Consider the following 11,822-nt stretch of genomic DNA (forward strand, 5'->3'; position numbering starts at 1 on the left):
AATAATTTTTCGCCATGAGTGATCAGAATTCTAGCCAGCCTCACCGAATTCGCCCCGATGACCTGATGCAGGAACTGGGAATTAAGAAGGATACGTATTACGCGGATTTGAATTACTTGGAGATGAAAGCCAGTAAGGATGAAAATGGGAAAGCCTATCTGACAAATGAGCAAGCGAATCTCGTTCGGGAGCTACGTTCTCATGTTAGCCAGACGGGAAAAAGAGAGGGGTTTGTTAGCAGTTCGAGTGATGACATTAATGGTGATTTAGTTCATCGTCAAAGCCGTCAGGAAATAGCAGCGCTTAGTGAAGAAGCGGAGGAAGTTGATTTAAATATTCCTCAAGCGGAACCAGGGGGATATGAGGAGAATCTGGAAAAGCTCATTTATGAGGCGGCGCAATTGAAAATGCAGAATCTTTCCGCGCCTCATTTGGTGAAGCTGCATTTAGCCCAGCAGATGAGCGAGGAAGATTTACCGCCGGAGATGCGGGAGAAAGTTCAGCAGGTGAGGAATGCAGCGAACCCAAAGTTTCAGCCGTCGTCGGTGGCGAACAATCTTCTCCAACAATGGCGCAACCGAGGCGGGAACGAAAAGAACTCCTAACCAACCAAGCGGAATTTAACCAAGTTTGCCAAGCGGTTCGTGCTGGAAGCAGTGTTTTAGTTCTCGGGGAATATGGTTCACCCAAATCGGAATTAGCCAGTGCGCTTAGGACGGAATTGGATGAGTTTGCCAGCGCGATCGCGTCCTATCAAGGCTCTCTCAAGAAGCTGTTAGTTGCAATGGCTCAACAGTTGGACATTCCTACTTCAGAACCCAGATACAACAAAAATGGGGAACCCGTGGGAGAGAAAGCCCTCACCGCCGATGGACTCAAAGAAGAGATTATGGAGAATGTGGGGGATGCCACTTTGCTGATTCTTCCTGAATCGCAGCGACTTCCCGCCAGCGTTCGCTACTGGCTAGAAGAGTTGTTATATCTCGGAGTCAAGCTGGTTTGTTTTGCGGTGGCGAACCCGATGAAGGATGTCTTTCTCAACTTGATTGAGATTGAGTTAGGTTTGCCCACGGATGCGGAAATTCGGAACGTGATGGATCAAGAGTCCCAGCGCTTGGGGTTAGAACTCTCGCGATCGCGCTTGGCAGAACTGCAAGCGATGTCCGGGCGGAATTTACTCTTGGCGCGGAAGGTGGTGCAGGAGGAAAAGTTGGGCATTAATAAGCGTAAACCCCAACATACGCAATATGTGGTGATTATGCCGATTATTGTCGCTTGTTTGATTAGCTTTGGCATTATCCGGTTTGTGGGGATAGGCACCAATAATAAAGCCTTGTATATCTTTGGCGGGGCGTCGTTAGTCACCGGGATGGCGCTAAAACAGTTAGGCAGTGTAAGAGGAGCGAGGAAGCAGTTCGGACAATGATGGCAGTAACTCATGCGGTGATTGCAGCAGCGGGAACGTCTTTAGTGTTAGCTAGTGGCGATCCATTGGTATTGGGTTTAGCTGTGGTGGGGTCACAACTGCCGGATTTGGATACCACCACCAGCTTGATTGGTCAGATTTGTTATCCCATTTCCAATTGGATAGAAGAACGCTATCCCCATCGCAGCATTACTCACTCTTTATTAGCCACTGCTTTCATTGCCGTGGTGGGCGGTTTACCCCTCTATTTTTTTCTAGGGGAAAGTTTGCGGAGCGCGATCGCGCTGCCTCTCGGTCATCTGTTCGCTTGTTTCTCCGATGCCTTTACGAAACAGGGGGTGCAGTTATTTTTCCCTAATCCGGCTTGGGCAATCAGTGTCAGCAATCCCAATCGCAAATCAGGAACTATAACCAATTAGCTGCCAATCATATCGTCTGGGCAAACATCAAAGGCGTAAAACAGAGTGATCGCGCTACGGTCGAAGATCGGTTTTTGGTGGTGGGAGAAGACAATGGCTTTATTGTCATGTCTTCTGAGAAGGAACTGTATAAGGTGGTGAATGGCTTAATTGCCGATCGCTTAGTGATTAATCAAGGTCAAGGGGCAAAGATTCAGTTATCCAGCATCGCCTTTGATGATGAGAATCTAGCGACGAAGTTATCTCAGGTGAGAGAGCAAAATCCTAACCGCCTCATTCTTATTAACGGCACCGTATCCATTGATTTCCCCGAAGATATCAGCCTGAGCCAACAACCGGATCAGCTAAACACGATTAAATTATCGGGCTCTAATGTCACCTTGACTTATTGCCCCATCTCCGAAGCCATCACGGTACTTAATGACCAATGGGCAATCGGTTCTCTTTCTCTTAAAACCATCAATCCATCACCTTGGCCATGAAATTATCAACCTTAACTATCATTTCTCTGAGTTGTGCCGGTACGCTAATCGCGATCGCGCTAATGCCTGTCAATTCCCCTGAGCTTGTTACCGCTCAACAAAATCTTGAGCAACCTTTAGAACCCGTGCCAGTTACCAACACTCGTAAACGCCACACCATTACCGTTACTGTTTCCTCTCCCGAGGATATCAAAGTAGCAGAAGGAGACCGTATTACCGAAGGAGTGGTGATTGCTGACCGGACTAAGGAAAGAGAAAAGTTAATTCAACAACGGGACCAACTCCAACTGGTGATTAACAAGGCGATGCAAGCCACACCCATTCCACCGCCACCGCCTGAGCCGAGTTATGCCGCCCAACAAGCAGCGGTGGAAGAAGCGAGAGAGATGGTTGCCTATTGGAAGCAGCTTCCTCAGCCGAGGTATCGCTTCAAACAGGAAGATTTGATTGTGAGCTTAGATACGGAAACGGTGGAAAAACGCCAAGACATTGCTCAAAAGCAAATTGAAGCGCAGCAGGAATTGAACAGCGCGATCGCGAATCTCCAAGATGCTCAAGCCCGTTACCAGCGCGAACTGTACAACTACAACATCAATCTCACCAAAGCGGAAGCAGACCAAAGACAGCGAGAGATGGATGTTTTAAGACTGAGGGAAAAATTAGACAACTTAAATCAGCAAATCAGCGAGTTAAGTGTTGTCCGTTCTCCCTATGCCGGGCGGGTGCGACGGGTCAAAATTATGAATCAAAATAATCTGACCATTACTGCTGAGGTCACTTTATTGGTAAAGACCCGTGAAAATTAACAGCAGTTTCGTCCTTCTCGTTGGCTTGGGGTTAATCGTTTGGGGCAGTTTTTCTAGGGGAACGGGAAAACCCTCGCAAACATTTCCCCTAGAAAAAAATCAAACCGCAGGGCAACAATGCACGGTGAAAGCTGGTTCCATTTATGATGGCGATACCTTGCGCGTGTTCTGTAATGGTGAGGAGTTAAAGCTGAGATTGTGCGGGATTGATGCGCCAGAGAAGGTGCAAGTTGGGGGGATGGCATCTCGGAATTATCTAAGAGCGCGCTTACCGGATAATTCCCTGGTTCGTGTTCATGCGATTGAGAAAGATCGTTATGGGAGAACGGTGGCAGAAATTTTTCTAGGGGAAACTTTCATTAATGCGGAAATGGTGAGGGAAAGTCATGCTTGGCATTATCAGCGTTATAGCGGGAACTGTCCTAATCGGAGCGCGATTGTTGAGGCTGCTAACAATACACAGTTAACGGGAATGCCGCCTTGGGAGTTTCGGAAGGGGAATTAAGGGGCGCGATCGCTACAGTTGCTATCCGATCCCCGATCATAACTACTTTTAACAGATTTAATGCTAGCTTAGAGTTAAAGTATTACTGTTCAAGATTGTAATTATGGAAAAGTTTGAAATCAGCATAAACAAAGAGTTAAAAGAGCAAATGCAAAAGTACGATAATAACTGGTCTGAGCTTTGCCGTAAAGCGATTCAAGATGAGATTAATCATTTACAAAGTAATAGCAGTAATATAAATAACTTGATTGACACTGACATAGATAATATTTCTTCAGTGACAAAACAATCTGAAATTCCAGAGCTACCTAGAAACGTTTATAAAATATTTAAAGAAGCATGGAAGGAACTTTTTGGAGACTCTCCTGAAAGAGTTTCCAATCATATTGCTCCTCCTTCGTCCCAAAGTTTAAAGAATTGGTGGAAAAATTGGTATAATCCTAGCTATTGGGAAAATCTTAAGCATTTTGAATACCCTTTGAATGAACACGGAGATTTTATATTATCAGATTTTAATTCTTTTAATGACCAAGACTTATTAATACAAGAATTTTTTAATAAATCTCAAGATATTGATCAAGATATATGGCTAGACACTGAATATCCATGTTTTATTTACTTTCTTAGCAGATTTCTATTTAATGGTAAAATCCTAGATTTTAATGAAATTGATCCTTTTTCCCTAGAATCAGTTGAAATGGATAATAGGGATAATTTACCGGAAGAATCAGGAATTTACTTTGTTAGAGACAAAGAAAATTTGTATTATATTGGCATGACCAAAAATTTACAAGAAAGATGGTATGACCATCATCGACAGGATGATTTTGATAAAATTAATAATCTAAAAATTGCTTATCTAAAAGGAATACCGCAACACTATTTAAATAGTTTTGAAATAACTCTAATAGAATACTTTGAACCTCAACTTAATATAAAAAATAATCCTCTTTTAAAAAAATAGGTAAAAATTTTCGTGTAATGGTTCAGATTACACTGTTTTGGGCAAGTTGATAATGGCGTTTGATGGGATTGATACACCAGAAACAAATCCAGCAGGGGGAATTGAGTCTAGAGACTATTTACGATCGCGCTTGTCGGATAACGCAACTGTTCGTCTTAATCCCATTGAAAAAAACCGCTATGGTCGGACAGTAGCAGAAATTTTTCTAGGGGAAAGTTTCATCAATGCTGAGTTAGTTAGGGAAGGTCATGCTTGGCATTACCAGCGTTACAGCGGGAATTGTCCGAATCGGCGCGAGATCGCGCTCTGGCAACTAGCTTTGCTAGAGCGCGCCCTTAAAACTCGAAGGCTTGATCCTCCAATCGCTGAATTTCTTCTAATTCCGATTCAGACGCATTAGCTTTAGCGCCATTAATGATAGTTTGAACAATCCCTTTAGTAGCAGGATGATTAGAATGTTTTTCCATCAACGCGATCGCGCTCTTAACCGATTCAATAGGGGTTAATTCCTCCTGATTGTTTTGATCCTCACTGTCAGCGCTCGCGCTCGTTTCTTCCGTTTGTTCTTGTTCATCATTGCCAGCAGTCAGAGTCAGTTGATTATTTGATTGTTGCCCGTTAATCGCTCGCTGTTCTTGAGCTTTCGCTTGATTCAGTTCCATTGATGCCTCTTTCGCTTTCTCAACTGGAATCTCAGCAGGCAGTTGCATCCAAGCTGGCGTAAAATATCTTTGCCCTTTCTGCTCCATTTCCTGCTTATCGTTGTATTCTCTGACCAATAACCGCTTGAAGTCTCGCCATAACTCAAGTGCAAGTTGCGGTTCAAATTTGAGCTTTTTAATTACGTGAGCTTTAGTGGCATAATCGCTCAAATCGGGGTGATACTTCAATCTTGGAACGCACCATTGCACAAATTCCGGATAAACATCACCGACTTGATAACCGAAATCAAGCAATTCCGTATCATCTGGCTTGATTTGCCACTCTCTTAACGCTGTTTCCTGCGGTTGCTCCGTTTGTTCTGTCTGCGGTGGGTTTTGACTTGATTGAGGTGGATTCAATTCACTTGAGGATAAATTGCACTCGCCGTTCTCTAACCATTGCTCATAGAGTTTTTGTGAGCTTGCCGAGCCTTGCCGTAAGTTATCGATGATTTTCTGGGCATAAGCCAGTGGATTATTAATGTTTGGATCATCAATTAATTGATTAACTAAATAATGATGAAAAATCGGAAGATTTGATTCTTTCCCGTCAGTTTCTGCTGATGGTTCAGCTTGAGTTTCCGGTTTGGCTTGAGTTTTATCAGTTTCTATTGATTCTATATTTTGCTGATTGGTTTTTCCATCAGATTTTTCAATGGAATCGGCTTCCATCTCAATCCCGTTTTCTATGGATGTTTTGTTTGTATATAGATCAGTTCCCCGTTTGGTGTCTTCGAGTTCACCGCCTGGTGAGTTGGAGTTCACCAGGTATTCTTGCAGTTTTTCCTCGTTAAGGGAATAAAAGTTCATTTGGTTGTACTGCTGCGATCGCAACTGTTCAATTAAAAGAACTTCTAGGTCTCGCAACCAATACACAATTTTTTGGAATTGACGCGCTGTCATCCACGGGAATTCGTGCTTTACCCATTGGCGATAGGTGTTGTAGATGTATCGTCTGCCTTGATATTCCACCCCATAACCGTGTTTAATCCAATAGCGCAAGCGGTTAATTAGGATCGCGGCATTAACACCGAAGATTGAGGCGATATTAGCGTCTAGGACTCTGAGACTGGTATTAGTACGGGGGGATTGTACACTAAGCTGGTTAGTTGCTAGCATAATAGTGGTGCTCTGTTTTTATTTGGGTCGTATCTTTTAAAAATAACACCGCTGTTCCCCAGCCTCACTATGAGGCGGCAGCATTTTCACAACCAAATAATCTCAACCCGCGCTGCAAGAGAAGTTGAGAGTTTAAAAAATGTTCGGGAAACTTAGTTACATCCCGAACCGTTTTCCTAGTTTTGCAGAAATGCTCTTAGCAATTGTGAAGGAAGTAGGGCGCGATGTGGCTTCGCCACTTGCCAAAGCGCGATGTGCCTCCGGCACTAAGCCAAAGGCTTATCGCGCTAGTAATTGTTAGTATTAAATATGTCCGATTCGCCAAAAAAAACCAGTGTTCATAACCCTTACAGCAATAGGTTCACGGAAAGTGACAGAAGCGGGATAATTTTTTTGCAGTTCACATTAATTAATTTCATCACTTTCCTCGGGAAGATAGAGCAAAGCGTCACCATTAGTAGTATCCATTCTGACCCATAAAGTGTAATCGTCATTCATCACGATCTTGTTATTAACTTGGAAAATTAATGCAGGAAAACTATCCTGATTATCGAAATCAGTCCCCCGCATCATTAAGGTATGCTGATCAGAGGAATAATGCCAAAATTGGATTTCGCGGATGAAATCCCAATTCCTAACTAAATCTTCCTTATTGAAAACTTCCATTTTTGTAAGAATACTGTTCTTAGATTTCCAAAGTTTTTGAATTTCTTGAATTCCTGTCTCAGTATCACTGCACCCCATTCCATTCTGACAAAAAGTGATCGCGCTTACTAAAGCGTTATAGGTGGGATCGGCTATTTGACTATGGATGGTGGCGGTATAATAAATTTTGTTCATTTTAGACCTCTAATAATTTCAATTCCTCAGTCGTATCAATAAATAGTTATCGGTAAAGAACGCTCGAACAAGACTCGCTTAAAAATGCAGAAATGGTGAGAACAAGGTCACGCTTGGCATTATCGGCGTTATAGCGGGAATTGTCCCAATCGGGGTGAAATTGTGCAGGCGGCTAACAGTATCCAATTAACGGGGATACCTCCTTGGGAGTTTCGGAAGAGAAATTGAGGGGCGCGATCACACTATCAACTAACCTATTATTTTTGGCTTGCAAAAAAAGAGATGATTTTTAAGGGAGTGATTTGGCAGGAGGGAAAATTGAGATTAATCCTGATTGAAATGCTGAATCGTAAGTAATGAGTGTCAGGTTTTCTTGTTCAGCTTGTGCCATGAGCATTCGGTCAAAGGGATCGCGATGCGGGATGGGTAAACTTCCCGCTCTTAGAGCTTGAGTCGCAGTGATCACTAATTCACTAAATTGAGCTTGAGTAAGGAGTTGTGAGTAATTTTCGACAAGAGGCTTGGCTTCGGGTAGTTTCCCTAAACGATATTGGGGGAGAGCCGAGATACGTGTAAAATAGTGCAAGATAGCCCTCAAATCTTTAGTATGTCTATGTTTCAAAAATTTCTACTGGTAAGTTAATCGCCCTCTCAAATGGTTGAGGAATGTTCTTCAAATCCACCACGTAATCCCCGTACCGTTTAAGGTTACGGTTAAGATAAGGACTCATAGTTGCCAGCATCCGATGATTAATCTTGAATCCCTCCGCACTCAAAGAGCAAATTACCCCAGTCATATCTACCGTGTTCTGGAGAATTACGGCACTAGCCACTAAATCTAGATACTTTAATCGCTTTTCTTGTTCTACAGGGTCATTGTCTGTAATTACGCCATCTTTGCCAAAGAACAACCAATCCAAGAAATGATGATAGCTTTCAACGATATTAGTACAGGCAGTGACCTCTCGACGCAAAGCGCGATCGGAAATAAATCGCAGAAGATACATGGTACGTATAACTTTTCCTAACGCCCGAAAAGCCTGATACAACCTATTTTTACGGCTATAACTGCCCAACTTCCTTAAAACCGTTGAAGGTAAAAGTTTTCCCGCTTTAATCGACAGTACCACTCGCATCAAATCTTGCCAGTGAGTCTGAATTAACTCCCATTCAGCAACATCATCGAATAGAGGGTCGATATAATCGTAAACTTCATCTTTATGGGGACGGAGAAAATCCAAGTCCTTCCAGTTACGAATTCTGGGCATCAATTCAATCCCCAATAGATGAGAAAGAGCAAACACGGTAGAAGATTGCCCTTGGGTATCTGCATGGAGAGTGTCGGGTTGAATATCGGAAGTATTTTTCAGCAATCCATCGAGAATGTAAACCGCTTCCCAAACTCCACAGGCAATGAAGTGAGTGAACAGGGCAATGTAAGTATCCGAAACGTGATGATAAGCGATTCCCCCGTAACTCCCATAGCGAATGTGATACTCGCTCATCAAATTATTTTCATAGATTTCAAATTTACTGCCATCGGCGGCGGCTTTTTTTCCGCTACCCCAGCATTTGGGAAGACTGAGGCGGTTATAGGCATTGATGATATCTTTAATGGCAGCTTCTAGATACGAACTGGTAACATGACGGCGGTTGGTATAAGAGAGCATATGAGAAGTCACCTTGCCTCGGACGTGACGTGCCATCTCATTAGGACCAATATTGCATCCATAACCAAATGCCGTCAGAATATACCTTTCTTGTGGGTTTGATAATTTGGGTTCACTTCCCGATAGAGGACCAAAATGTCTCGTCCAGTTAAGCCAATGTTCCACATTACAAAGAACATCTAGCACGCTGCGCTGGGGCAGTCTTTCTCGAATGGCGTTAAACAAGGCTTCCGCACCGTCAGGTTGATCTTGAGCGGCAATTCTTTTGAGAACGGGAATACCCTCTTCATTAATGGTTATCTGATCGCCCTTTGAACAAATAAGATCTACTTCGCGAGCTACTGTAGTAAGTCGCTCTTGCAGTTGGGAGACAAATTCTTCTGGGGTATCGGGAATGCCCAAGGTAGAGCAGTACTCGGCGATTTTTGGCTCGCATTCCGACCAAGGTAATAATTGTTGGCGAAAGTCAGCATAATTCTCCGAACCCACTACATAAGCATCTCCCGTCTTGAGTTCTTTCGCTAAATGGGAAAAGATACAAATCTCCAATTGACGGCGTACCAATAATTCTTCACCATCAACTTCTACAACTACGAGCTTTAGCCATTGGTCGCTGATAAAACTTAAGTCCAAATTGGCTTTCAAGAATTTACTTCTTCTCTGCTGATGATCTAGAACAAACCGTACTGCTTCAATGACTGACTGTTCGTTAGAAGTAGAGCAAATTTCTAAAGACTTTACCAGGTCAAATAATGCCTTGCGATAGGGGGAATAAAACGACCAGAGTAAGGGGAAATGGTCTTTGGTATTGACAGAGGCAATTTCCGAGTATTGTTCTAGCAGTAAAGGAGTTCCGCCATTACTATCTAATAAACCCTGTACCTGCTTTCCCAATTGAGTATAACTTAGGGATTGATCAGAGAAAATCAGAATCTCGCCAAACATTTCCAACATGGTCTGGGTTTGATTGAGATATTTCTCTCTTAGATCCTCCAGCTTGGTTTTGGCATTATTGTGAATTTTCTTAATCCGTTTGAGAAACATCTCTACCATGTGGTCGCGGGTTTTTACTTGAGCTTGATAGAGCAAGCACAGCAGTAAAGTTCGACGTTTGGGCAGTCTAAAATCGTTAAATTCAGCAATATCTAGAGTTTTGGCTAGTGCAGCAAACGATTTAACTTTGGTAGGGGGAATAAATGAAAGTAATTTCTGGGCATCTCCCACTAGCATCATGGTATCGAACTTATCCTGTAGTTCTTTGATGTACTTGAGTTGGTGACTTTTGGGAGGGGATTTGAGGAGATTGAGATTAGCGTTAGTGTTCTCAACCGTATCGGAAACTAGCAAGCCATCTATATTCTGCCTGTCAGTGGGGGATAATTGGCGGGCTACTCGCTTAAATAAACGGGTATTTACAATCGAGCGAATATGACCGGCTAAACGGTCGAGAGTGCTGAAGGCTGGTAATTCGTAGCGTTGTCTGACCAACTCTTCAATGGCTACGTTAATTAAATCTGCGGGATGATCTCTGACAAAGGCTGCATCTCTAATAGCTACTGCCGCTAATTCTTGACCCCGATTATTGTAGGGACTGACGTTTAGGTATTCTCTGATCGCTTCTTGATAGTAGCGAATTGACCGTAGGGAAGGAATGGGAGAGACTTGATAATCTAGTTTCAAACAGGTGCGAAGGTGAATAGTAATTGGCTGAGGGACTAATTCTGGATGAGTGAAATAGCCCAATCTTTGGAAGGATTTAAGCATTACCATTAAACCCAATAATCCCGTTTTGCTTCTGGTACGATTGGTGACAAATTCTATTTCTTCGACCGTTGGGGTGTAAAATTCGTGTAGTTCTTTGTGGTCAGGATAACTTTTGAACTGGGGATAGGCAGTTCGACTAATTACGGTAATATTGATCGCCTCCCTTTTGAACTCAACTAACCTAAATTGAGATTACAGCATTGGATTTGCGTTGGCTCGTATGGCGTTACATTACTTTGCCGAAAAGATATCCTTCTCGGCAAAGTATTATAGAAATATACACCACAGCATGAGGGTTTGACCCATGCTTCTCGCAACTGCTCCAGGTTCTTTTTCGGCAAAGTTTAAAAATTCACCTCCCATCAAGCAACCGAATTCGGGAGAAAGGGAATATTTACGACCATTTGAGGTTGAGGCTTTAATTAAAGCTGCCAAAGGGATAGGCAGACATGGAGTTAGAGATGGTGCGATGATTCTACTGATGTTTCGGCATGGTTTGCGAACAGCAGAGTTAGTGGCTCTCAAATGGTCGAGCTTGGATTTAGCCTCTGGTTATCTAGAAGTCAACAGAGTCAAGCACGGTCATCATAGTGTACATCCCCTTCGTTCTCCTGAGTTAAGAGCTTTGAGACAACTAAAAAGAGATTATCCCGATACGCAGTATGTTTTTGTTTCCGAGAGAAAAGCTCCTTTATCGACTCGTTCGGTTCGTCAGATTGTAGCTAGAGCGGGAAAACTAGCTGGAATAGAAGGTAGAGTCCATCCTCATCAGTTACGTCATGCCTGTGGTTATTATCTGGCAACGAATGGGCAAGATACCAGGGCGATTCAAGATTATTTGGGACATCGAAATATTCAGCACACTGTTCGTTACACTCAGCTAAATCCCTCTAGATTCGAGAGTTTTTGGACTGATTAGTTATAAGATTTGAGGCTCGATTATTTTTTTGTACTGTAAAGCAGAACTCATACAGGGCAAGGGTTTAAGGGCTATATTGCACTATTTTACATGTATCTCGGCTCTCCCCCTCTATGATTTCCTGCCATTCATCGGAAGAACGGTATTGAAAATTGTTTTGGCTATTTAGGGCCTCTTCTTCGTCACTCAGCCACCATGTTTCCCCTG

General features: G+C 43.0%; 14 protein-coding genes. 10 read left to right on the plus strand and 4 right to left on the minus strand.

Going from position 1 to position 11,822, the window contains the following annotated elements:
* Positions 1–14: 14 nt before the first annotated feature.
* The 8 genes from GVY04_00810 (at position 15) to GVY04_00845 (ending at position 5,002) form a co-directional block, all read left to right on the plus strand.
* Entirely contained in the window at positions 15–605 is a 591-nt protein-coding gene (locus GVY04_00810) for a hypothetical protein (GenBank protein NBD14716.1), read from the plus strand.
* Positions 569–1,426, plus strand: a complete 858-nt coding sequence (locus GVY04_00815) for a hypothetical protein (GenBank protein ID NBD14717.1) — start codon at positions 569–571, stop codon at positions 1,424–1,426. Before GVY04_00810 ends, GVY04_00815 begins: the two co-directional genes overlap by 37 nt.
* Entirely contained in the window at positions 1,423–1,845 is a 423-nt protein-coding gene (locus GVY04_00820; GenBank protein ID NBD14718.1) for a hypothetical protein, read from the plus strand. The genes GVY04_00815 and GVY04_00820 overlap by 4 nt, the downstream gene beginning before the upstream one ends.
* Positions 1,791–2,327, plus strand: a complete 537-nt coding sequence (locus GVY04_00825; GenBank protein NBD14719.1) for a hypothetical protein — start codon at positions 1,791–1,793, stop codon at positions 2,325–2,327. The genes GVY04_00820 and GVY04_00825 overlap by 55 nt, the downstream gene beginning before the upstream one ends.
* Positions 2,324–3,133 (plus strand): hypothetical protein, encoded by an 810-nt coding sequence (locus tag GVY04_00830; GenBank protein NBD14720.1) that lies wholly within the window; start codon positions 2,324–2,326, stop codon positions 3,131–3,133. Before GVY04_00825 ends, GVY04_00830 begins: the two co-directional genes overlap by 4 nt.
* The gene (locus GVY04_00835; protein NBD14721.1) at positions 3,123–3,638 is read left to right on the plus strand and encodes a hypothetical protein; all 516 of its coding nucleotides are present in this window, start codon (positions 3,123–3,125) and stop codon (positions 3,636–3,638) included. The genes GVY04_00830 and GVY04_00835 overlap by 11 nt, the downstream gene beginning before the upstream one ends.
* Before the next feature lie 103 nt (positions 3,639–3,741).
* A complete protein-coding gene (locus GVY04_00840; GenBank protein ID NBD14722.1) occupies positions 3,742–4,602 on the plus strand; it encodes a GIY-YIG nuclease family protein in 861 nt (286 codons plus the stop codon).
* Between the two features lie 52 nt (positions 4,603–4,654).
* Positions 4,655–5,002: a hypothetical protein gene (locus GVY04_00845; protein NBD14723.1), complete on the plus strand. Its 348-nt coding sequence runs from the start codon at positions 4,655–4,657 to the stop codon at positions 5,000–5,002.
* Here the strand turns inward: GVY04_00845 and GVY04_00850 are convergent.
* Positions 4,938–6,422 (minus strand): hypothetical protein, encoded by a 1,485-nt coding sequence (locus GVY04_00850; protein NBD14724.1) that lies wholly within the window; start codon positions 6,420–6,422, stop codon positions 4,938–4,940. The genes GVY04_00845 and GVY04_00850 overlap by 65 nt on opposite strands.
* Before the next feature lie 139 nt (positions 6,423–6,561).
* On the opposite strand from GVY04_00850, the gene GVY04_00855 reads away from it, so the two are divergent.
* On the plus strand, positions 6,562–6,723 hold the full coding sequence (locus GVY04_00855) for a hypothetical protein (protein NBD14725.1): 162 nt from the start codon (positions 6,562–6,564) through the stop codon (positions 6,721–6,723).
* 104 nt (positions 6,724–6,827) lie between these two features.
* Here GVY04_00855 and GVY04_00860 read toward each other — a convergent pair whose 3' ends face one another.
* The 3 genes from GVY04_00860 to GVY04_00870 all read right to left on the minus strand — a co-directional run bounded on the left by GVY04_00860 (position 6,828) and on the right by GVY04_00870 (position 10,846).
* Positions 6,828–7,262: a hypothetical protein gene (locus tag GVY04_00860; protein ID NBD14726.1), complete on the minus strand. Its 435-nt coding sequence runs from the start codon at positions 7,260–7,262 to the stop codon at positions 6,828–6,830.
* Positions 7,263–7,551: 289 nt separating this feature from the next.
* Entirely contained in the window at positions 7,552–7,884 is a 333-nt protein-coding gene (locus tag GVY04_00865) for a PIN domain-containing protein (protein ID NBD14727.1), read from the minus strand.
* Entirely contained in the window at positions 7,874–10,846 is a 2,973-nt protein-coding gene (locus GVY04_00870; protein ID NBD14728.1) for a Tn3 family transposase, read from the minus strand. Before GVY04_00870 ends, GVY04_00865 begins: the two co-directional genes overlap by 11 nt.
* Positions 10,847–11,000: 154 nt before the next feature.
* Here GVY04_00870 and GVY04_00875 point away from each other — a divergent pair, with 154 nt between their 5' ends.
* On the plus strand, positions 11,001–11,615 hold the full coding sequence (locus GVY04_00875) for a tyrosine-type recombinase/integrase (GenBank protein ID NBD14729.1): 615 nt from the start codon (positions 11,001–11,003) through the stop codon (positions 11,613–11,615).
* The last annotated feature ends 207 nt before the right edge of the window (positions 11,616–11,822 follow it).

It is taken from the genome of Cyanobacteria bacterium GSL.Bin1 (assembly GCA_009909085.1).
Taxonomy (GTDB): Bacteria; Cyanobacteriota; Cyanobacteriia; order Cyanobacteriales; family Rubidibacteraceae; genus Halothece.